General features: G+C 50.7%; 21 protein-coding genes. 13 read left to right on the top strand and 8 right to left on the bottom strand.

Translation table 11 applies throughout. From position 1 onward, the window contains the following. Positions 1-17: 17 nt before the first annotated feature. Positions 18-1112 (bottom strand): GntR family transcriptional regulator, encoded by a 1095-nt coding sequence (locus PAEVO_RS30055; RefSeq protein ID WP_100541138.1) that lies wholly within the window; start codon positions 1110-1112, stop codon positions 18-20. Positions 1113-1463: 351 nt separating this feature from the next. Between PAEVO_RS30055 and PAEVO_RS30050 the strand changes: the two genes are divergently transcribed. After that, positions 1464-1943, top strand: a complete 480-nt coding sequence (locus tag PAEVO_RS30050) for a MarR family winged helix-turn-helix transcriptional regulator (RefSeq protein WP_100541137.1) — start codon at positions 1464-1466, stop codon at positions 1941-1943. Positions 1944-2102: 159 nt separating this feature from the next. Next, positions 2103-2633, top strand: coding sequence for a cysteine hydrolase family protein (locus tag PAEVO_RS30045; RefSeq protein WP_100541136.1), 531 nt, complete (start codon positions 2103-2105; stop codon positions 2631-2633). Between the two features lie 100 nt (positions 2634-2733). Here PAEVO_RS30045 and PAEVO_RS30040 read toward each other — a convergent pair whose 3' ends face one another. The 3 genes from PAEVO_RS30040 to PAEVO_RS30030 form a co-directional block, all read right to left on the bottom strand. Continuing rightward, positions 2734-3537 carry an alkaline phosphatase family protein gene (locus PAEVO_RS30040; protein ID WP_100541135.1) on the bottom strand — a complete coding sequence of 268 codons (804 nt, stop codon included), beginning with the start codon at positions 3535-3537 and terminating at the stop codon, positions 2734-2736. A 104-nt stretch (positions 3538-3641) separates the two neighbouring features. Continuing rightward, the gene (locus PAEVO_RS30035) at positions 3642-4493 is read right to left on the bottom strand and encodes a DMT family transporter (RefSeq protein ID WP_100541134.1); all 852 of its coding nucleotides are present in this window, start codon (positions 4491-4493) and stop codon (positions 3642-3644) included. Further along, on the bottom strand, positions 4493-5266 hold the full coding sequence (locus PAEVO_RS30030; RefSeq protein ID WP_100541133.1) for a DeoR/GlpR family DNA-binding transcription regulator: 774 nt from the start codon (positions 5264-5266) through the stop codon (positions 4493-4495). Before PAEVO_RS30030 ends, PAEVO_RS30035 begins: the two co-directional genes overlap by 1 nt. 191 nt (positions 5267-5457) lie before the next feature. On the opposite strand from PAEVO_RS30030, the gene PAEVO_RS30025 reads away from it, so the two are divergent. Next, on the top strand, positions 5458-6417 hold the full coding sequence (locus PAEVO_RS30025) for a metallophosphoesterase family protein (RefSeq protein WP_100541360.1): 960 nt from the start codon (positions 5458-5460) through the stop codon (positions 6415-6417). A gap of 293 nt (positions 6418-6710) precedes the next feature. Here the strand turns inward: PAEVO_RS30025 and PAEVO_RS30020 are convergent, their stop codons facing one another. Together PAEVO_RS30020 and PAEVO_RS30015 are read right to left on the bottom strand one after the other, a co-directional pair. Then, positions 6711-7316 carry a TetR/AcrR family transcriptional regulator gene (locus PAEVO_RS30020; RefSeq protein ID WP_100541132.1) on the bottom strand — a complete coding sequence of 202 codons (606 nt, stop codon included), beginning with the start codon at positions 7314-7316 and terminating at the stop codon, positions 6711-6713. Positions 7317-7373: 57 nt separating this feature from the next. Next, positions 7374-8855 carry an NAD(P)/FAD-dependent oxidoreductase gene (locus PAEVO_RS30015; RefSeq protein WP_100541131.1) on the bottom strand — a complete coding sequence of 494 codons (1482 nt, stop codon included), beginning with the start codon at positions 8853-8855 and terminating at the stop codon, positions 7374-7376. Positions 8856-9166: 311 nt separating this feature from the next. Here PAEVO_RS30015 and rlmN point away from each other — a divergent pair, with 311 nt between their 5' ends. Beyond that, complete coding sequence (rlmN, locus tag PAEVO_RS30010; protein WP_100541130.1) at positions 9167-10228, top strand: dual-specificity RNA methyltransferase RlmN; 1062 nt, start codon at positions 9167-9169, stop codon at positions 10226-10228. A 149-nt stretch (positions 10229-10377) separates the two neighbouring features. After that, complete coding sequence (locus PAEVO_RS30005; protein ID WP_100541129.1) at positions 10378-10848, top strand: DUF3052 domain-containing protein; 471 nt, start codon at positions 10378-10380, stop codon at positions 10846-10848. A 94-nt stretch (positions 10849-10942) separates the two neighbouring features. On the opposite strand, the gene PAEVO_RS30000 is transcribed toward PAEVO_RS30005, so the two are convergent. Then, complete coding sequence (locus PAEVO_RS30000) at positions 10943-11575, bottom strand: hypothetical protein (RefSeq protein WP_243390989.1); 633 nt, start codon at positions 11573-11575, stop codon at positions 10943-10945. A 199-nt stretch (positions 11576-11774) separates the two neighbouring features. On the opposite strand from PAEVO_RS30000, the gene PAEVO_RS29995 reads away from it, so the two are divergent. The 4 genes from PAEVO_RS29995 to PAEVO_RS29980 all read left to right on the top strand — a co-directional run bounded on the left by PAEVO_RS29995 (position 11775) and on the right by PAEVO_RS29980 (position 15642). Further along, positions 11775-12065 (top strand): DUF6509 family protein, encoded by a 291-nt coding sequence (locus PAEVO_RS29995; RefSeq protein WP_100541128.1) that lies wholly within the window; start codon positions 11775-11777, stop codon positions 12063-12065. A gap of 510 nt (positions 12066-12575) precedes the next feature. Further along, complete coding sequence (gene mphI / locus PAEVO_RS29990; protein WP_100541127.1) at positions 12576-13502, top strand: macrolide 2'-phosphotransferase MphI; 927 nt, start codon at positions 12576-12578, stop codon at positions 13500-13502. A 328-nt stretch (positions 13503-13830) separates the two neighbouring features. Further along, positions 13831-14367 carry a GNAT family N-acetyltransferase gene (locus PAEVO_RS29985; RefSeq protein ID WP_015737925.1) on the top strand — a complete coding sequence of 179 codons (537 nt, stop codon included), beginning with the start codon at positions 13831-13833 and terminating at the stop codon, positions 14365-14367. Between the two features lie 456 nt (positions 14368-14823). Then, the gene (locus PAEVO_RS29980; protein ID WP_100541126.1) at positions 14824-15642 is read left to right on the top strand and encodes a GNAT family N-acetyltransferase; all 819 of its coding nucleotides are present in this window, start codon (positions 14824-14826) and stop codon (positions 15640-15642) included. 69 nt (positions 15643-15711) lie between these two features. On the opposite strand, the gene PAEVO_RS29975 is transcribed toward PAEVO_RS29980, so the two are convergent. Further along, entirely contained in the window at positions 15712-16602 is an 891-nt protein-coding gene (locus PAEVO_RS29975; protein ID WP_100541125.1) for a LysR family transcriptional regulator, read from the bottom strand. 122 nt (positions 16603-16724) lie between these two features. Here PAEVO_RS29975 and PAEVO_RS29970 point away from each other — a divergent pair, with 122 nt between their 5' ends. The 4 genes from PAEVO_RS29970 to PAEVO_RS29955 all read left to right on the top strand — a co-directional run bounded on the left by PAEVO_RS29970 (position 16725) and on the right by PAEVO_RS29955 (position 21413). Next, positions 16725-17801: a branched-chain amino acid aminotransferase gene (locus PAEVO_RS29970; protein WP_100541124.1), complete on the top strand. Its 1077-nt coding sequence runs from the start codon at positions 16725-16727 to the stop codon at positions 17799-17801. A 240-nt stretch (positions 17802-18041) separates the two neighbouring features. Beyond that, complete coding sequence (locus PAEVO_RS29965) at positions 18042-18938, top strand: AraC family transcriptional regulator (protein WP_100541123.1); 897 nt, start codon at positions 18042-18044, stop codon at positions 18936-18938. A 109-nt stretch (positions 18939-19047) separates the two neighbouring features. Then, positions 19048-20031, top strand: coding sequence for an N-acetylglucosamine kinase (locus PAEVO_RS29960; protein WP_100541122.1), 984 nt, complete (start codon positions 19048-19050; stop codon positions 20029-20031). A gap of 65 nt (positions 20032-20096) precedes the next feature. Next, complete coding sequence (locus PAEVO_RS29955) at positions 20097-21413, top strand: 6-phospho-beta-glucosidase (RefSeq protein WP_100541121.1); 1317 nt, start codon at positions 20097-20099, stop codon at positions 21411-21413. Positions 21414-21488: the final 75 nt, after the last annotated feature.

Raw genomic sequence — 21488 nt, 5'->3', positions numbered from 1 at the left:
GTTCATAAAAATAGGTGTTACAGCTTCTTCACGGTCTGACGTTCAATGAGACGAACGGGAACCACGGTATTCTCATGAGGATGATCCAGGGGATTCTCGATCAGGGTGATGAGGCTTCGCGCAGCCTGATATCCCATCTGTTCGAAGTCCTGGGATATGGTGGTCAGCTTGGGTTCAACGAAGCCCGCGAGATGAATGTTGTCAAAGCCTACTATAGAGAAATCATCCGGTACCGACAGGCCCAGTTCTTTGGCAATCTGAATGATCTCGATCGCAATCAGGTCATTCTCGGCAACAATACCCGTAATTCCCTGTGTCACAACGGATTGAATAAACTGAATATAGTATTCTCTGCCGTTGTCGTTGTCATGGGTTAAGTACCGGTCGGTCAAGTCATTGACGCTGTAATCGATCAGGCTGTAATCATATAGAGCCTTCAAATAACCGAAATACCGCTCTCGGATCGAGGAAGAGTTCTCTACCTTCAAAGAGGAGATAAAGGCGATTTTCTTATGATTATTCTCGATCAGATGTTTGGAGGCCTGGTATCCGCCGCCGAAGTTGTCGGAGACAACCGACTGGAATGGAATGCCTTCAATGCATTTATCCATCGTCACCAGCGGGTACTTTGCCAGGTGATACTGGTACAGAATGCCAAGATCGGAGATGCTGCTGATCGGGTAGAGAATCAGCCCCGAATTGGTGCTGTGAAGCGCGGACTCCAGCAGCTTCCGCTGTCCGACAATCGTATTGGACTGAATATTCAAGGTATAGTCGGTTGTTGCGAGAAATTGGTTGATGCCTTTTTCATAATCTCCAAGTCCCGGGTTATGGGCGAACGGCAGAATCAGCAGGATCTCCTTACTGGTCTTGCCCAGGGGCCTGTGAGGTGCCTTGTCTGTGCTCACGAAGCTTCCCTTGCCTTGGATCCGGTAGATCAGCTTGGCATTCTCCAGCTCGGTCAGCGCCCTCTTCGAGGTAATTCGGCTGACGTTGTACTCTTTCGAAATCTCAGCTTCGGTCGGAAGCTGATCTCCGGCTTGGAGTTCCCCGGATTCAATCTTGGCCGTTAGAGCATTTACGATATGTTGATATAGTGGAATTTGTTCCATAGCGGATTTCCTCTCTGAATTTGATATATCATTTTGTGGCGTTTATGTCAAAGTCTAATGCTACTTTTGATAAAAAGTTACAGTTGTTATGTTTGAATATACAAAAGGGAATACACTGCTCGTGGTGTATCTAGTTCAAAGATTCTATGCTCATAGTATCGTCTCCACGGTTATATTTCAAGATTAGACACTCCTGGCACCAATAGATTAAAGTGATTAAAAATGATATATATAATAAAAGGATATAGCCATCTATTGGTATAACAAATATTCCTGCGGATGTTGATTTGACAGTTCATCACTTGAGTGATAAATTGACTGTGATTATGGTAGGGGAGGTGAAGGGAGTCAATGAAACAATTGGGGTTTCATCAGGAGAACCGATTAGCCATGCTGTCCTGGATTCGGATCACCCGTTTTCAACAGATCGGTAATCACCTCTCGAATGAGTTCTTACAGCCGTTCTGCATCACGGTTGCCCAATTCGACGTCTTGATCCAGGTCTTCGCGCACCAACCTTTGTCACAGCAGGAGCTGGCCGAATATCTTTCCATTAGCGGCGGCGGTGTCTCCCATATGGTGAAACGACTGGAGAAGCTGGGCCTGATTGTCCGCAAGCAGGATTGGAAGGTAAAGTATATCTCGCTAACCGATAAGGGACAGGCCTTGCTGGAAGAAATTATCCCGCTGCTGTCGGATTTCCAAACCTCTATGTTCGACATTTTGGATGAACAGGAGTTGCAGCAGCTTTACAAGACGATGAGGAAGCTTCATCAGTATAATGTAAAGAAAAAGTCGGCAACCCCGGAGGATATCGTCGAGGAAAAGTAGCTGAAGGAGACGAAGAGGAGTCCTAAGAGAGGGATTCCTTTTTTGGCGTGGAGCGGGTCCATTTTTTGGTGAGAGATCTAAATTTTCATATACATAACAGGAACGTTCGTTCTATAATAAAGTCGATGAGTAAATTGATCGTACAGGAGGGTGTTGTAGTTGAAGAAGAGTGCGCTATTGGTCATTGATGTGCAGAATGAGATGTTTCAAGAGAATGATCCGGTGTTTGAAGGGGATCGATTGCTCCACAATCTCAAGCAGCTGATCGCAAAAGCCAGAAGCGGCGGCATTCCAGTCTTTTACATACAACATAATGACGAAGGCTTGAAGGCAGGGTCGGAGGCGTGGAAGATTAACCGCGAGATTGCGCCTGCGATGTCGGATACCATCATTCAGAAGACCAGACCGGATTCATTCTTTAATACAACGCTTGAGGAAGAACTGAAACGAAAGGGCATCGAACATGTCATTCTGGCGGGTATGCAGAGTGAGTTATGTGTAGATACCACGTGCAGGAGAGCATCCAGTTTGGGCTATGATGTCACGCTGGTGACGGATGCCCACAGCACCTGGAACAATTCAGTGTTAACCGCGCAGCAGATCATAGATCATGTGAACGCTACCCTGAGATGGTTTGCGGATCTAAAGACAACGGAAGAGATCGTCTTAACGACAGAAGCCGGCGTGTAATCGCCGGCTTTTTTTTAAGCTCTCAGAAAGTATATTGGATAGGTAAGTGAAAGTGATTCATCAATTGGAACGGGCTTTTGCGATAACTCGGATTTCCGGATTAGAATATTCCTTCAGGTATCTTTCCTTCCCAGCAATCCGGTGCGCCCAGCCCCAGCACATGACCGATGACGGCCGCCGTGTCCATGATGCTGATCGGTGCATCGAGAAGGCCGGGTTTTACGCCCGGCCCCGTAATCCCCCAGGTGATGGTCATGTCCATCGGGTGGTCGCTGCCGTGGTCATTAGGATGAGCGGCTCCGCCGCCATGGTCCGTGACCGTAATGATCCAGGTGTCTTCCAGCAGCTGCTGATCATCCAGTGCCTTGACAATCATACCTGCGTACTTATCCGTAACGGCAATCTGCTCCAGCTGTTTATCGGTACCGAATCCGTACTTGTGGCCCGCACCGTCGGGGTGATCCAACTGAATGAACATCAGTTTGAAGTCGGGCTGCTGATGAATATAATCGACAATGGCTTCCGTTAGCTCGGGGTCCGGTTTAGATTCCATATGAACGTTGATCGTATTCTCAATGATTCCTGTGTTGATCGGTTCCCAGCAGCTGAATGCAGACAGGGGAGCGTCCGGCCATTGCTGGCGGGCCAGCTTGAATAGCGACGCATAGGGGAAGCTCTCCGGAATATGCTGGTGAATCGCCCGGTCATTATCAAGACCGTGTTGGCCCGGGTTTACGCCATATAACAACGAGCCCCAACATTCAGCGCTGATGCTGGGAAACACCGTCTGAGCATCGTAAGAGTATGCTCCTGCTTGCAGCAGGGCGTGAAGATGCGGTGCGTCCGCTTCTTGAACAAACCTGCCTGCTCCATCAATTCCAAGAATAACGACACGTTTAGCCATCGATACATCCTCCTCGGTAAGAACCATTTGATCTTTATGTATTGAAGCTGAATAAGACGATTATGCAAAATGTGTACAGGATTGCTTACATGGGATGGCGATTTCTACCCCCATAAGGCTATGGTCATGATACCTAGCGTGATGAGCACGGACATAATGATACGCCGCCAGCCTTGCTGCTCACGCAGAACGATAATGCCGAGTATGGTGCCGAATACCGTGCTGATTTCACGGACCGGCGCGATGTGGGCAAGCGGGGTGAGCCGCATGGCGAACAGGAACAGCAAGTAAGAGCCCGGTGCCAGGATGGAGCCCAGCAGAATCGTGCGCCAGTTCACCGACCATTCCTGTTTCAGCTGTCTGGACAGCATCACGGGAACGATCAGAGCGAAGAAATAACTGATATTGGATAATTGGATTAGCGCGATAGGGGAGACCCCCGCATCCAGAACGGCCTTGTCGGTCAGCGTATATCCGGAAATGCAAAGCCCGACCAGGCAGGAATAGATTAAGGCTTTGGGGTTCAGGCTGGAAGGGCCTCTGAATCTCAAACCCGATAAAGCAAACAACGAAAAGATAATGATGCTCAGGCCCATATAACCCGCTGCACTTAGATGCTCATGGAACAACACGAGGCTGCACAGCGAAGTCAGCATGGCGCCAAGCCCTCGCATAAACGGGTATACCTGGGACATATCGCCATGAGTATAGGCTTTGGAGAGCAGCGTGATATAGAAGCCCTGGATGGTCATGGACAGAAGCATAAGTCCGTAAATATGCGGTTCCAGCTTCAGCCCTGACATCTCCATGAGAAAATTAGGCATCAGGAGGATTAAGGTGACAGAATGGATGCACCACAGAAACACCGATTTATGAATGCTTCGCTTCGTGAATAGATTCCACAGGGCATGGGTCAGACCGGAAGACAGCACCAGCAGCAGTGATAGCAGCTCCATCAGAAATGTCCGATAAGTACTTCAATGCTGCGGGCGGACAGATTATCCACCCATTCCTGTGAACAGCCCGGATCTGTGATAACCATGGAGATGTCCTCCAGTTTGGCGAGCTTCGAGAACGTAGTTACCCCGAGCTTGGTATGATCGGCAAGAACGATGCCTTCCTCCGAACGCTCCAGCATTTTTCGCGATATGTAGGCCTCATCCAGATCATAGTCGGTAATGCCATCGGTTAATGAAATACCGCCGACCGAGATAAACGCTTTATTAACCTTGAACTGTTCCAGCAGCAATTCGGTCAGAGGACCTGTTGCGGCTTGTTTGGTCCGGTCCATATCCCCGCCGATATAAATAATCTTCCCCTGAAAAATCTCCATTGCCAGATTCAGGATAGGCAGCGAATGGGTGATGACCGTGACATCAGACCGGTCCTTCAGATAACGCATAACTTCAATTGTAGTGGTTCCGTTATCCAGCAGAATGGTCTCCCCTTCCTTGACTAGGGAAGCGGCGAGTTTACCGATCGCGGCCTTTTCCTCTGCGCAGGTCTGGGAACGGCTGGTAAAGGACGGCTCGATATGCCCGGAACGCGATTTAACGGCGCCGCCGTAAACTTTGCGCAGCCTGCCTTCTTTCTCTAACCGATCCAAATCCCTCCGGATCGTTTCCGCGGATACCTCCAGCTGCTCCGCAAGGGCGTGGACTTTCACCTTGCCTTCAAGCTCCAATTGATTTAAGATCTTCCCCCTGCGTTCCTCATAGGTTACAGACATAAATTCATTCACCTCAATATTGTATATGACTGATGTTGACCGAAGATGTGGATTCGATCTTATATTAGGCTGAAAAAACGATATTGTCAACGAAAAATCATTGACTTTTCGGCGTTTCCTCCTCTAATATACACATAAAACCACAACAGTTCATTAAAAAACCACATGTCCATGTAAAGGAGACGGTTATGTTGAAGCCAACTCTTCGATTCGGAGACGATCATACCTTCAAGATTGTGCAGTTCACAGATATTCATTGGAAGAATGGGGAACCGGAGGACCAGATGAGCCGGCGCTGTATGGAAACGGTACTGGACCTGGAGCAGCCTGATCTGGTGGTATTTACGGGCGATCTTATTTATTCCGGGGAAGCGGATCCCGGCTGGAAAAGGTGCCAGGATCCAGTGCAGGCTTTCAAGGATGTTGTTAAGACGGTGGAATCACGCGGAATACGCTGGGCCTTCGTATTCGGGAATCATGATACAGAAGGGGATGTCACGCGGGAAGAACTTATGAATGCAGCCCTGCAGCACACCTACAACTGTGCAGAGCACGGCTCGCCGGAAATTCACGGGGTTGGTAATTATACGATTCCTTTATACGACAGTCATGGGAAAGACACGGCGGCTGTTCTGTATTTCTTCGATTCAGGGAGAGAGTCCGAACATCCTGCTGTTCAGGGGTATGATTGGATTCGGCGCGATCAGATCCGCTGGTATGAAATGGCGTCCTTGGCTTACAGCACCAAGTCTGAAGGGAATCCGCTGCCCGCATTGGCTTTTTTTCATATCCCTCTGCCGGAGTATCATGAAGTCTGGGAACGGAAAACGTGCTACGGGAGCAAGTTCGAGAGGGTGTGCTGTCCCGAAGTGAACACCGGACTATTCGCGGCCATGCTGGAGCGGGGCGATGTGATGGGGACGTTCGCTGGTCATGATCATATCAATGATTACTGGGGTGAATTGCACGGCATTCGTCTCTGTTACGGGAGAGCTACCGGTTATGGCACATATGGCCGGGAAGGCATGCTCCGTGGTGCGAGGGTGATTCGCCTGCATGAAGGACAGCGGCAGTTCGACACTTGGATTACGCTGAGCGACGGTTCGCAGATACGAGAGCAGGAGAAGCATGAACCCGGGGCGCCCCTCTGATATACGACAATAGAGGTTGTTCAAAAAGTCCGCTTTTGATAAGAAAAATTCTATCGAGGCCACTTCAAGGATGAGCGACCGCGATGCATAGGTAGGTTTTCTTGCGATATAGAGTTTTATCAGTTCCACTGATAACTCATAAATTCTATATCTAACACGAAGCGAATCAGGAAGCAGCTCGGCATCGAATCTTGAATTCAGCCGGGCCTTCCGGTGCAAATGTAAAAACACACCGCTTATGAAATGTACGGAAATGATCCGGTTGGTTTCATGGGAGGTGTGTTTGGTTTGCGTTATTGCCCTTGTCCGTTCGTAAGCAGGCGCAGCAGCAGCTCCGCCTTAGGCGGCGTATAGCTCGGATCTCCTTGGGATTTCAGTGTCATTAATCCCGATAACACGGATAAATAACAGGCCACCAGCTCTCTCAGATCGCCAGCCGCGATCTCTCCGGCGTCCTGCCCTGCTTGAAACAGCGGCATCAGCTGGTCAACGAAGGCATGGATGGAATAGTTCTCGATAATCCGCTTGGCCTCTTCGGGCACGCCATCGGAGGTACGTGCTTGCTGAATCAGCATAAAGTGCGAATTATCATCCTCTTGGAGAATCATGGAGGTTAGCAATGTAATTTTCTCAAGAGGGGTGCCGGGCACGTTATAGATTTCGGAGAGCGCCAGCCGTGCCTCCTCCATCGACCATTGAACGAGCGTGATGAACAACTCGTCTTTGGATTTAAAGTAATGATAGAGAAGGCCATGGCTGACTCCGGCTTCGCTGGCGATCATGCTCATTTTGGTTCCGAAAATACCTCTTCTAGAAAATACTTTGATGGCAGCTTGCATGATTTGTTCTTTTCGTTCGTCGCGTATTTGATGCAATTGTTCTTCGTTTAGCGGGGCCATTGCGTCCATCCCTCATCATGGTATTCTCTTGCTGATATCAACAATAACGCATTTGATTTATTCGGGCAATCCCATCGATAAGGGCAGAAATTCGTTGTTAAAGACCGGGATGATCCGCCCCAATAATTCCTCCAGCGGCAAATTTGCCTCCTGTAATACTTGATGGAGCCAAGCTTTACCTTTTCCCGATGGGTCCGCATTCACAAGCGAGGTGATATAGTCTGCATTAAACAAAGCCTGCGGCGAGGCAAATAGACCCGTTACCATCATGTACTGTTCGAATACGGCCATATCGTGATGACCAAAAGCCAGCTCTTGGCATATATCGAATAGGCTCTGGGCAAAAGAGAACCCTTGGGCGGACAGGTGGCCTTCGTATGTCACCCCCGGCCATCTGAGATCCGCAGCTGCGCTAAGCCACCATGCAGGCTCCATGGCGGATTGAATCTTTAGAAGGGCGAAGCGTTCGAATCCCTCCTCAAGCAGGACTCCATTCTGCATCGATTGCAAGCATTGATCCAGCGTATCTGCTTGGATGGCCGCCACCGTCATGCCCTGGCCGAATATCGGATCGAAGCTGCAGAAGGCATCGCCAAGCACCAGCAGACCTGAAGGCCAATCCTCCATCTGCTCAAAATGCTGTCTCACGCATTCCTCGATCCGGTAGCCCCGCGGGCTCGAGACCGGTTCAAGCTGCTGAAGCAAATCTCCCATGGCGGTACCGAATAGATTTTGCGCTTCCTGGTCGTACAGCTGATGGTCGGTTGTCGGATAGGAAGCTCCTCCCGCGCGGTATAGAACCACCTCCGCGATCTGGTTCTCGATCGGATTGAATACGGCCGTACCGATGCCAAGGGAGGGATCTCCTTCATTCAGGATGGTACTCCACACAGTCTGAATTTCCTCCGGAACTCTATAGTGGCGCGTGCTGTAGCCGAGAGATATGTGCAGCCTTTCTGCCTTCGGTATCGCATAACCGAGGTTCTGCAGCCAATCAGCGAGCTTGGATCCACGCCCGCTTGCATCCACGACGATATCCGCATTCATATGAAGGAGCGCCGGCTCCTTGACGCTTCTGTCCCGGAACACAACGCCGGTAACGGCATTCTTGTCGGGGTCAAACAGCAATTGTTGCGCCGTCCGTTTCGGTAAGAGAGTAACGTTTGGCAGTTTGGCCACTCTGCTGCGCAGTGTCCACTCCAGCAGGGATCGGCTGCATCCCGCATTGGGCTCATCGGGCAGTTCCAGCGTGCCGAAGCGGTTGGTCATTTTAACGGATTTCAGTCCTCGGGAATGAGCCCCTTGCTGAAGTAATTCCTCGGTTATGCCAGGGAACCAACGTTCAACGATCATCTTGCCGCGCTCAAGGAAACGGTGCGGATGATAGGCCTGCGGCGTACCTGCCCGAGTTTCCGGTCCTGCCGGAAACTCATCACGATCCGTAATGATCACCTCTTCATAATGTTTGGATAACACGGTTGCAGCGAATAGTCCGGCTATGCCTCCACCTAGAATGAGCGCTTTGCCTTTTGTTTTCATTCGAAGACCTCCGATATAGATTGATTTAGTCAGTCAATAATAAACGCAAAAACTCCTTCTGAAATTCAAACTTGGAATACAGGGGCAGGACTAAAAGCGGTGAACTTCGTTGAAGATCGAGCCGATGTCTCCCTTCTGTTATTTATATTTATGATTGATTAAGTCAGTCAATGATAAGATAAAGGTATTTATTGGATATGTCAATCCTGTTTTACGTACTAGAAGCGTGAATTGCCTATAACTCCCCTTGTGTTCGCTTCGGAATTTTGGGACAATAAGGAGTGGACTATGAATAGAAAGAGGAACAATCAATGAATAAACCATCCATTTATGGATTAACATTAGATCAGTTGACGGCTTGGCTTGGCGAGCGTGGACATAAAAAGTTTCGGGCAACACAGGTATGGGAATGGCTGTATCGGAAGCGGGTCACCGCTTTTTCCGATATGACGGATGTGCATCCGGAATGCTTGCAGCTGCTCGCGGAGCATTATACGATTCTGACCTTGGAGGAGCACACCAAGCAGGAGTCTCTGGACGGAACCGTTAAGTTCCTGTTCAAGCTGGTGGACGGCAACCTGATTGAGACCGTACTGATGCGGCATAAATTCGGTTTGTCGGTCTGCGTGACCACCCAGGTCGGCTGCAACATCGGCTGCAGCTTCTGCGCCAGCGGTTTGCTGAAGAAAAGCCGGGATTTGTCCGCAGCAGAAATTGTGGAGCAGGTCATGCAGGTTCAGCTTCACTTGGATCAAAAAGGCAAAAGCGAGCGGGTCAGCCATCTCGTGGTGATGGGGATCGGGGAGCCGTTTGATAACTATGAGAACATGTCGGATTTCATTCGTGTCATCAAGGATCATAAGGGGCTTGCCATCGGTCCCCGTCATATTACGGTATCGACCAGCGGGCTGGCTAACAAAATCGTCGAGTTCGCGGACAGCGATCTGGGCGTGAATCTCGCCATCTCCCTGCATGCGCCGAATGATGAGATTCGGACCCGCATTATGAAGATTAACAAAGCGATTCCGATCGAGAAGCTGATGGCAGCGATTGATTATTATCTGGAAAAAACGAATCGCCGCATCACGCTGGAGTATATTCTGCTGAAGGATGTGAACGATCAGCGGGAGCATGCGCTCGAGCTGGCAGAGCTTGTTGGCGAGCGACGCAATCTGGCGAATGTGAACCTCATTCCGTACAACCCGGTGGATGAGCACAGCCAGTATCAGCGCAGCACAAAAGAATCGATTACCTCTTTTTACGATACCTTGAAAAAACAGGGCATCAGCTGCAGCGTTCGTCTGGAGCATGGAACCGATATCGATGCCGCCTGCGGGCAGCTGCGAAGCAAGCAGATTAAGAAAGCGCAGTAACAAGAATAACGCGCAATCCCAAGAGGATTTATCCGCCGTGTGGATTGACCAACTGCAAGGGCGTACCCATTCATATGGGTATGCTCTTCTTCATAAGAAGTCTGAAATGTACTATATAAAAATCGAATCGAGAGGAATGAAACTTAAACATGCTGGAGACACATCCAACCGTCAAAAAGCTGCAATTCAATGACCTCGGCCAGCCGGTTCTGATGCTAAACGCACCACAGGCCTATCATGAGGTCATCAACTCCCTGCAAGGGGAAGTCCATACGGAGCCTCAGCAAGTACCTTACGATTTCGTGCAAGCCTTCGGGACAAGCAATGAGGAATTGCAGCGGTTAGCGAAGATCGCAGCCAGCTCCGTGACTGACAACGGCCTGCTGTGGCTGTGTTATCCCAAGAAATCATCCAAGACCTACAAGAACTCCGATTGCAGCCGGGAGAGCATTACGGGCATTCTTGCTGACGAAGGCTATGAGCCCGTTCGGCAAATCGCTGTCGATGAGGATTGGTCGGCCATGCGCTACCGGAAAGTGGAGTTGATCAAGTCCATGACCAGATCGTTCGCAGCTACCGCGAAGGGGAAAGAACGGACGGGTCAAGAGGACGATCAATGATGACAAACAGCGATAGGCATACGGCAGATCGATTTTAGTTTAATTACAGCCCGGCTCAAAAGAAAAATGACCCTTCGAGGGTCATTTTGTCTTTTTAATACGTTTTGCTCTTTTTTCGGTGGTCATGCTTGGATTTCCACTCGTGATGCTTGGACTTCCAGTCGCGGTGCTTGGACTTCCGATCCTTATGCTGGATGTCTTTGTTAATCGCTTTGCTGCCGCTGCCGCCGCCGACGGCGTGCTGCTGTCTGGTGCCGCGGCTCTCAATGGCGGAGTTGGTGCCGCCTGTGCTGTATTTCCCGGCACCGCTGGCAATTTGCGTCGCCGACGCATTTTTGCTTCCCTTCGGAAGCTTCACGACTTGCTTGTTAATGACGAATACCACTTCTTTTTGGTGTTTTCTATGCTTGCCATGTTTCGAATGATGTTTCGAATGATGTTTGGAGAAATGGTCCTGATCCTTGGGATCTTTTAATCCCAAATTTTTGGCGATTCCACCAGCTCCAACGCTCTGTTGCTGATACGTGTGCGGGGATTTGATGGCTGCGTTGTTGCCCGCGGCGCTGCTTTTTCCGGCACCACTGGCGATTTGTGTGGTGTTGGGGGCATTGGTGAACTGATCGTTCACCACAAAGACGAACCGCCCAACCCCTCCAAGAGGCGATGTCACGGAGAAGCGTTGCTGGCCCTTCTCTACCGTGATGGTCAGATGTTCCTTTTGGGACACGCGCTTCATCTCCTTTTTACATGGGAATCATAACTATATCGTAAGCGAATGACGCAGCACTCGTAAGAGGTATATGCTGATAGAGTAGAAAATGGGGAAGGGCCCCGCCCTTTATCTACGGCTTTTTTCATAAATAGAAGAATGCAAGAATGAATGCTCAGTTGTGTATAATGAGTAGAGTGATAGAAAGGATGGGAATATGCTGACAATCAAAGAATACAGCGTTGAATTGGTAAAGGATCCGTTTGGAATCCTGACAGGTAAACGCTTTGAGTTTGTATGTGATCTGGATGTGCCGGAGGATGATGAGCTTTATTCGGAGCATGGCGTCTATTTGAGAGTGATTTACCTGGATGATGAAGAGCGTTCGCGCATTGTAAAGTACGACTTCTATGAGCGGACAACCGATCAGTACCTGGACTTCGACATGGAGCCGGAGGAAGAGGAAGAACTCATGACTTTTTGCAAAGAGCATTTGCAGGAAGCGTAAATAGAGCGACCGGAAGACGAGAAGCAGGCACTTTCGGGGTGACTTGGTCATTTTGTGCCGAATCATTAAGGATCGCAGCTTCTTTCTGGAAGGTGGAAAAATTTTACGAATCAGGTCTTGCAAACTATGAATGGTTTTGGTAAAGTTAAACACAACTTATGACGAACGGAGGGTTACGTATGTTGGATTATTCCCGATTGAGATCTTTTCGCGGCTAATGAAATAGCGCTAAAGAGACCTGCACAGATGCAGGGTAATCGGGATGGGTCCGTCTTTTTTACGTAACCCATTTTTATGAGATGTCTATAGAATACATGTTTTTTCATTTACGGGATAACGGTGTTTTCACCTTCCTGTTGTATTTGAATGTGTATTTAGATTAGACATTCCAGGAACGGTGGACAGCTAAGACCCGTTCCGGTTACCCAGCACAGGCAGCTCGATGCCTGTGCTTTTTTTGTTGTTATGACTGCCATGATGCAATGAAATATGGAAGGGGATTGATTCCTTATGACAATAGCAAAACAAAATGATGATTATACACAAGTTATCCAAGAGATGCTGGAGATTGCCGGAAAACACGGGGTGACATTGAATCCGGAGGGAATTGAAATGAATGAATCCGGCATGGATTTCCTTGTTGGATTCGCTGAGGAAGCCGGGACTGGAGCACGGTGGATTCTGCGTAAACCGAGACGATCGGATGTGCTGGAAAGGGCGGACAACGAAGCTCGGGTCTTGAAGCTGATCCAGTCCCATCTTCCGGTAGATGTGCCGGATTGGCGCATTTACACGCCGGAGCTCATCGCCTATCCGCTGCTTGGCGGGCAGCCTGCCGCTTCCGTCAGCATGGAAGGTTATGCATGGAATATGGATCATGAGAATCCGGGTGACGAATTTGTCCGCTCCTTGGCTGAGACGCTGGTTGCCTTGCATGGCGTCGATCATGATGCGGCGCGGGCGGCAGGCCTGCGGGTGAAGAGTCCCCAAGAGGTTCGCGTGGAGACAGCGCAAAATATGGAAGACATCAAAAACCGTCTGGGCGTCTCCGATGCGCTGTGGGAGAGATGGCAGAAATGGCTGGAGGAGGATTCCTACTGGCCGACGCATTCTGCCCTCATCCATGGGGATCTTCATCCCCCGCATATCTTGATTGATGAGCGCGTGCAGGTTACCGGACTCTTGGATTGGACGGAATCCGAGGTAGCAAGTCCGGCCAAAGACTTCGTGTTATACTACGCCATTTATGGCGAGCATAATCTCCGTGTCCTGTTGGACCGGTATGCACAAGCCGGAGGGAGGGTGTGGCCGCGTATGTTCGATCATATTGTCGAGCAGCATGCCGCGTATCCCGTGCTGATCGCCCAGTTCGCTCTTCTGACAGGTCAGGATGAATATATGACGATGGCGCGGAATGCCCTGGGTTTGACGGAGTAAGCTTCCTCGCAGGAGCATTGCGGCAAGGGGGTTTATCCCCGTTTGATAAGACTGCAAACGCACTGAATACAGCGCTGAGAAAACGAAGAGCCAACCGATGCATACAATCGGTTGGCTCTTTGCATGATATAAATTAACAGAATTCAACATTATTTTGGATGAGCTGTAGGACATATACTGAAATCATGGTGAAATAAGGAGTAGGGTTAACGGATTTTTACAACATTCGTAACGCAATTTACATACCTGTAAACCTCTTGGAAGAGTAAATATGTTATCCTAGACATACTAAACTTACATACATCATTCATTAGGGAGGGGATTGACCGTGAATATTGAGGTACGTTTATGCCCGAAGGAACAGTCATTTATTCTGCATAACATATATCCGCTGTACTTGCATGACATTGCTGAGATATGGGGGGTCCGTCCTAACCGGTTCGGTGTATTTGAAAAAGAGGATGTGCCGACCCTAAGCGAACAGAGCAAGCAGCTCGATGTGTGGTGGGAGCAGCCATCGGTTCTTTTTCCTTATCTAATCTCCGTAGATGGCATTGCGGCAGGGTTGGCCCTGGTGGCCACCACCCCGTACATTCCATCGCCGAATATCCAGTATTACTTGAATGATTTTTTTGTGCTTCGGACTTTTCGAAGACAAGGTGTAGCCCAACGAGCGGCTGAGCTTGTGTTCGATCAGTTCCAAGGTGCATGGGAGCTGCAAACGAATCCGACCGAGCGCAATATGAGTACCCAGATTTTTTGGCGCAAAACGTTGAACACGTACACGGGCGGAAGATATACAGAGCATGATGGCGTCCATCCGGAGAAAGGGGATATGCTGGTCTTCCGTTTTAATAACAAATAAGATGGAGTCTAAAGCATTTCTTCATATGGGGAATCGGGCTTGACAGCGAGATGCCGCCGGGAGTAAACTGAGTTAAATTTTTCGGAAATGCTAGGATGAGGACGCCAGGGTCGCCAAGGAAGCTGAATCAGAGAACTGCTGGGTGGTGCGAAGCAGTCAGCAGCGATGCATGGCCATCACCTCGGAGCAGATCCGCCGAACGTTTATAACTTGAGGCGCATCCGGGTATTCCCTGCCGTTATCATGGGGCATCATTGATGGATGATGACGAGAGTGCGTACCGGCTTTCCGGTGCGAATCAGGGTGGTAACGCGGAGACAAGGCTCCGTCCCTACAAGGGACGGGGCTTTTTTGTGTTCCTGGGACCCTAGGTGACATTTTTGCTGGCATGCCCGTTCGATTGGTTCAGAGCTTGGACGGACAGAGATTGATGATGGAAAAGAGAGGAGTGTAAGAATGCTTGCGAAATTGATGCCTCAGGACGAGGTGCTGTACCAGGAAGATTTTATTCAGGATGAGGTGTCATACAATCTGATTCATCTCCTTGCCAGGTCACCGCAGAACATCGGGCTGAAATCGCCGGATGGACGCATGATCTTTGCGCAGTCTCCCCGTGGGAACGCATGGTTATGGATTTCCCGGCAGGTTTCCGGGGATAAGCGGCAGCACCTGCTCCAAGAGCTGGTAAGCGAGCTTGAGGGAGTGACCCACCCTGGGGTGACCGGGGAGCCGGATGTGGCCGAGCAGTTTGCACGCTGTTATGCAGAGGAACGTCATGAGACCTACCGTCTTCATATGACGATGGAGTCTTATCATGCCCCCGCCGTGAAGCCCCCTCAATTCGTCGAGGGCACCATCAGGCAGGCCGCTGCTGGAGATACGCAGCAGGTGGCCCGGTTTCTGGTCGGATTCTCGGAGGATGCTTATGGGGTCCGCGCGAATGCGGCAAGCCAGGTCGAGACAGCGCAGCGACTCATCCAGCAGGGCGGGTTATATTTATGGATAGCCGGCAGCAAAGCGGTATCGATGGCCAATGCTGCACACCGGTCGCCAAGGCACGGTCGCATCAACGCTGTATATACGCCGAGGGCTGAACGGAAAAAAGGCTATGCCAGCGCCCTGGTAGCAGACCTTGGACTTCGCTTGCTGCAGGACGGTTTGGTGCCCATGCTGTATGCCGATCAGGCCAATCCGGACTCCAATCGATTGTACCAAGATATCGGGTTTAGCCGGTGCGGGACGATTCGTGACTTTAAGTTTGTTAACAATGAATAACGAATAATGGAATCCATAAAGTGGCACGGCTTGGACAAAGCAAGGGAAGACGAGGGGCATCAACAAATGTTATTCTATAAAGGTAGCTAAAAAATGCCGGGCCCGGTTGGATAGGACATGATCCCTGAGCCAGACAATGCCCACGTCCGACTGGAAATCAGCGCTCGTAATGGACAGTGTCCGGATGTTGGGGATCGCGAATGAGGACATCACCGACTCGGGTAAAATGGTGGCGCCGATGCCTTCAGCTACCAATGCAACGATAATGGCAACGCTGGAGCATTCGCATATGACACGCGGTTCAAGTTCGCCGCGCTTAAATTCTTGTATTACCCGCTCGTGCATCCCGATCGTCTGATCGGTTTTTAAGGACAAGAACGGATATTCCGCGAGCTCGCGCATCGAGATTTCCGTAAGGGAGGATACACTTTCCCAGCTGCTTGGAAGGACCGCGACGAACGGGTCGGAGGGCAGAGGCTGAACGGCATAACGCTCAGGCCCGAAGCTGGATTCGAAAGGGAGTCGGGTCACCGCCAGCTCGATATTCCGCTTGTCGAGCTGATCCGCCAGCAAGGAGTGATCGCCTTCCCGAATCTTGAAGGTGACCTCGGGATATTGCTGCCGGAAAATATGGATGCGCTGCGGCAGAAGTGAAATACAGGAGACGACGGCGCCGATGGAGAGCATGCCGCGGATTCCCGCGTGGATCTCCTTTACCTCGGTTAGCGTTTCATTGAACTGGTTCAGCAGGGACGCGGCTCTATTCTGCAGCAGCTCGCCTGCGTGGGTGAGCTGAAGCTGTTTGCCACTGCGTTCAAACAGCAGAACCCCGAGCTCTTCCTCCATCAATTTCAGCTGACGGCTTAATGGAGGCTGCTCCATATTGAGCTGTTTCGCTGCACGCGTGATCTGTCCTTCCTGTGCAATGGTCAGGAAATATCGCAGCTGCCGAATATCCATGTTCATACCCCCTCTCCATACCTATAAGGTATGGTATCCCTATAAATCAGATATTTTTAATATAGGGCATCGATTGATATGATTCAACTAATAACGTTTACAAAATAAGGAGATGTGTGCACATGACTTACGCGATACCCGTGGAATTAACGACCACCCCGAAGACAAAGCCGAGCCATCATAAACAGGCTTTCGGCACGGTATTTACGGACCACATGTTTATTCTCGATTATGAGGCCAGTAAAGGCTGGCACGATCCGCGTGTCGTTCCGTATCAGCCGATCGAACTGGACCCTGCCGCCAAGGTATTTCACTATGGGCAGACCGTATTTGAAGGCTTGAAGGCTTACTTGACGGAAGATGAGCGGATTCTCATGTTCCGCCCGAACAAAAATATTCAGCGGCTGAACCTGTCCAACCAGCGCCTGAGCATTCCGGCATTGGACGAGGAGCTCGTTATGGAAGCGCTCAAGCAGCTGGTGCTCGTGGATCGCGACTGGATTCCTTCCGAGCCGGGCACATCGCTCTACATCCGTCCGTTTGTAATCGCAACCGAGCCCGTGCTTGGCGTAGCGCCATCGCTGCAATACAAGTTCATGATTATCCTGTCGGTGGTCGGTTCGTATTATGCGGAAGGCATCAATCCGGTCAGCATTTACGTGGAGCCGAAATACGTGCGTGCCGTAGCCGGAGGCGTGGGCAATGCCAAGACGGCTGGCAACTATGCGGCGGGTTTGAAGGCACAGGATGAAGCAACGCTGAAGGGATACTCGCAGGTGCTGTGGCTCGATGGCGTACATCGCAAATATATCGAGGAAGTCGGCAGCATGAACGTGTTCTTCAAGCTGGGCGATACGGTCGTAACCCCGGCACTGAATGGCAGCATCCTGGATGGAGTTACCCGGAACTCCGTCATTCAATTGCTTCAGCATTGGAACATCCCGGTAGAAGAACGGGCCATCTCCATTGATGAAATCGTGGAGGCTCACCGCAGCGGATTGTTGACCGAAGCTTTTGGCACCGGCACGGCAGCGGTCATTTCACCGATTGGTTCCCTGGAATGGCAGGATGAGCAATTGAAGATTGGTGAGGGAGCAACGGGCGAACTCTCCAAACGCGTATATGATGCCATCACAGGCATCCAGCTCGGAACCGTTGAGGATCCGTTCGGCTGGACGGTTGAGCTTACATTATCTTAATGCACCTTTAAGGACCCTGCCTCAGGCATACTGAGGCAGGGTCCTTTTTTTAAAAGAGATAGAAAGTATAGACTCCAGGTGTAACCTACCCTCTTTATCTCGCAAGGGAAACTTTGACTACATGCGGTCTATCTTCTGATAAAAACATCGATAAACGTTTTTCTTCTGATAAGCGCACATGTTACGATGAGGGTAAATTGTTGACACGTTGATGTACGAAGGCATGGAGGTGCTTTTTTAGTGAATCGTCCGCAGAGCGTCGTTCCTGATGCTATAGATTTTACGAACGCTGCCTTTCCTTTTACCGCGTCGACCACGCACGGCATATTTGCCGGAGCCCAGCGCCTGCATTGGCATCATGCTTTGGAGCTCAATTATATTCAGAGCGGGACCGGATTTATTCTGATCAACGGGATGAAGCTCCAGTTTCAGCAGGGGGATATTATTTTCATCAACAGCAATGATCTTCACCGGGCGTATGAGACCGAGAACCTGGTGATGGATGTCATTATGTTCGAGCCTTCGCTGTTATCCATCGACCTCAAGTTCGATCCGGATCTGATGGCTCCCTTCCGTTCGCTCGGAAACATGGACAGGCAGTCCCCCGTACACGATGAATTGGCCAGCCTGCTGGGGCGCATGATGGAAGAGTATCAAGCCCGAGGTACCGCTTATATGAGCCTGATCCGTTCGGATCTCATTCGTTTCCTGAGTTTAGCGAACCGTCATCTGTCGACTCCGACACAAGCGAACAGGCCGATCAAGGGCAGGGGGATGCATGCGTTAAAAGAAGTTCTGCGCACGATGGAGCTTCATCTGGACTACAGCTGGACGCTGCAGGAGCTGTCCGATTTAACGCATCTGAGCCCTTCCCGGTTCAGCGCTCTGTTCCAGCAGGCGGTCGGCACTTCACCGCACCATTATCTGATTCAGCTGCGCTTGACGCATGCCGTGCACTTGCTAGAGACAACGGACCAGAAGATTATCGAGATTGCGGAATCCTGCGGGTTTCGGAATCTTTCCAATTTCAATCGTCTGTTCAAGCAGCATGTCGGCGCATCGCCAAGCGAAATTCGGGAGCGTGCTTATGCAGGCACTCCCGTAATCCCCTCCACTACAAAAACCAAGAAACAGTAAGATAGTATCACTCCTTGATCGTATAACAGTAGATGGATGTCAGTGGAAGCGGTATCTTAAATATATACCACCACATGACGCCGCTGTAAGGCGGGTAGGAGTGAAGTGCATGAGTTTGTATCTGGGTGTAGATGCCGGCGGTAGTAAGACACACGCCGTGATCTGCGATGAGCAAGGGAACATTCTTGGCAAGGGAGCGTCTGGGAACGGCAATCACCAGATTCACCGTGAACATGCGGCCCGTAACATTGAGGAAGCCTGTAATGCGGCTCTTCAAGAGGCTGGAGTTGCCAAAGAAAATATCAGTTATGCATATTTTGGCTTGGCCGGAGCAGATCGGGAAGCCGATTATGAGATCCTGCGTCCGATGATCGGGGCCCTCGGTTATCCTAAGCATGATATCGCATGCGACACCATTATCGGGATGCGGGCTGGAACGAGCCGACCGTATGGCGCTGCATTGATCTGCGGTACGGGCTTCAACAGCGCGGCCCGCAACCGTGCGGGAGAAGAGCTGCAGTATGGCGGATTCGGCTTCTTGTATGGAGATGGATACGCCGGCGGTTCCGGTTTTGCCACGCTGGCTTTCCGGGCAGTCATTCGGGCCTGGGATGAGCGGGGACCGGCAACCTTATTGACATCGCTCGTACTGGAGCAGATGGGATACGCGTCCGTAGAACCGATGTATGAGGATGTTCTTTACGGTAAGACGAAGGTTCCGCCAAGCCTGGTGAAGACCCTGTTCCAGGCAGCTGAAGCAGGTGACGAGGTGGCAACCGGAATTCTTGAGAATGAGGGCGAAGAGCTGGCCAATGCGGTATGTACGCTGATCCGGCGGCTGGACATGACGGATGAAACCTTTGACATTGTCTATATCGGCAGTGTGCTGAACAGGCCGAACAGCTCGATCCTGACGGATGCGATCGAACGGATTGTTGCGGTCCGGGCACCACATGCAGCCTGTGTAAGACTGACATCCGATCCGGTGTCCGGTGCGCTTCTCTGCGCGATGGATGCCGACGATCATGCCATTGATGCAGCGACGGAGGCCAAACTGAAGGCATTTACGTTTGAGCAGGTAACTACAGCCTGATCCGTTTATCGTTGGAATAGAACCTGATAAATACGGAATGATATCATACCTTGGAGGCGATTAACGTGGCAGCAGGATTGAAGATAGCGGTCATCGGGGGAGGTTCCTCCTATACCCCGGAAATTGTTGAAGGTTTCATTCGCAATTATGAGCAAATGCCGATTCGCGAACTATGGTTCGTTGATATTGAAGAGGGCAAGCATAAGCTGGAGATTGTAGGCAATCTGGCCAAACGGATGGTCAAAGAGTCCGGCCTGCCGATCGAGGTTCACCTGACGCTGGATCGCAGACAAGCGATTGCGGGTGCCGATTTTGTGACGACCCAGATGCGTGTCGGTTTGCTCGCGGCACGTAAACAGGATGAGCATATTCCGATTATGCACGGCGTTATCGGGCAGGAGACGACGGGCCCGGGCGGCATGCTAAAGGCGCTGCGCACGGTTCCGGTGATTCTGGACATTTGCCGAGATATCGAGGAGCTGGCACCGAATGCGTGGATGCTGAACTTCACGAATCCGGCGGGTATCGTCACGGAGGCGGTTGCGAAGCACAGTAAGGTGAAATCTGTTGGTTTGTGCAACTCGCCGATTAACTTTCAGAAGTTCCTGGCGGCCGAGTATGGCGTGTCGGAGAAGGACGTTCTGGCTGAGTTTGTCGGGATCAATCATCTTCACTGGGTGACGTCGGCGATCGTCAACGGGGAAGAGAAGCTGCCGGAGCTGCTGGATGGCGGGAAATCGTATACGGCGAAGAACGTGCCGACCTTCGGCTGGGATGCGGACTTTATCCGCTCGCTGGGGGCAATCCCGACGTATTATCTTAAATATTTCTACATGACCGATACGATGTTTGCGGATATGAAGGCATCGCTGGAGAAGGACGGAACCCGAGCGGATGTTGTCAGCCGGGTAGAGCAGGAGCTGTTTGAGCTCTACAAGGATGAGAATTTGGCCGTGAAACCGAAGCAGCTGGAGCAGCGGGGCGGTGCTTATTACTCCGAAGCAGCAGTCAACCTGATGACATCCATTTACAATGACCGTCATGACATCCAGACATTGAATGTCGCAAACGGCAATATCTATGACTTCCTGCCTGCGGATGCCAGCATCGAGATCAACTGCGTGGTAACAGGCCAAGGGCCGATTCCGCTTACACCGCAGAACGTTCCTTCCCATGTGAAAGGGCTGATGCATGCGGTGAAAGTATATGAACAATTGACGATTGAAGCGGCCATTACCGGCGATCGCGGAATTGCGCTGCAAGCGCTGGTTCACCATCCGCTGGTGCCTTCCGTTAGTGTAGCGAAGCAGCTGCTGGGTGAAATGCTGGAGGCGAACAAAAAGTACTTGCCTGCTTTTTTTAAGCCGGAGACCGTGCAGTAAACCGGAATGAAGTTCAAACGTGCAGTTATGAAATAAAAGCTATGCAAAACCCCTCTTCGTATTGAAGAGGGGTTT

This window comes from Paenibacillus sp. GM2FR, from assembly GCF_002803325.1.
Classification (GTDB): domain Bacteria; phylum Bacillota; class Bacilli; order Paenibacillales; family Paenibacillaceae; genus Paenibacillus_AQ; species Paenibacillus_AQ lautus.
The sequence above is the reverse complement of the archived record's forward strand: the minus strand, read 5'-3'. Positions and strand labels throughout refer to the sequence as shown.